This is a genomic window from Streptococcus sp. SR4 (assembly GCF_000517725.1).
Lineage (GTDB): Bacteria > Bacillota > Bacilli > Lactobacillales > Streptococcaceae > Streptococcus > Streptococcus salivarius_F.
This window is the reverse complement of record NZ_AZYW01000055.1, coordinates 1-657: the sequence shown is the minus strand read 5'-3', so window position 1 is coordinate 657 and position 657 is coordinate 1. Positions and strand designations below refer to the sequence as shown.

Here is a 657-nt window from a genome sequence, read left to right as displayed (position 1 = left end):
ACATAGTGAACGTAAACATTACCCTTAGGTTGTGCTGGTTGTTCTTTAAGTTTGTAGATGTAAGTAACATCTTTACGTCCTTCGATAACTTTACCTGTTGTAGCGTCTGATGACTCAAGGTGACCTTGTCCATCAACTTTACCTACAGTGTAGTTACCTGCTGGTACCAATTCGTAAACTTTACCATCAGTTGTTGTGATAGTCTTAGGACGATTATCTACTACTGTATCGTAGTCTTTATCGACTGGTTGATCTTTTTCATCAACAACTGAAGTCTTGATTGTCTTACCTTCAGTATCTTTATAGTGAACGTAAACGTCACCCTTCACTTCTTTGTAGACATAAGTGATGATTGAACGTGGTTTATCAACTTTACCTTTAATTGGGTCAGATGATTCAAGGTGTCCATCGCCATCAACTTTACCTACTGGGTAGTCACCTTTCGGTACGATCTTGTATGTCTTACCGTCTGGAGTCTTGATTGTCTTAGGTTTTTCACCTTCCTCAGTTGTGTTATATGGAGTATCATATGGTGAGTTTGGTGTGTCTTGACGAGGTTTCTTGATTTCTTTACCTTTTTCGTCTACGTAAGTGATGATTACGTCACCTTCTTTAGGTTTCGTTGGATCTTCTTTAAGTTTGTAGACGTAAGTTACG

Annotated in this window: 1 protein-coding gene; it reads right to left on the bottom strand. The window is 38.7% G+C overall.

All coding sequences use genetic code 11. The annotated features are described in order from the left end of the window. A partial coding sequence (locus tag HMPREF1519_RS07130; RefSeq protein WP_037611705.1) for a MucBP domain-containing protein occupies positions 1-657 on the bottom strand: 657 nt, incomplete at both ends.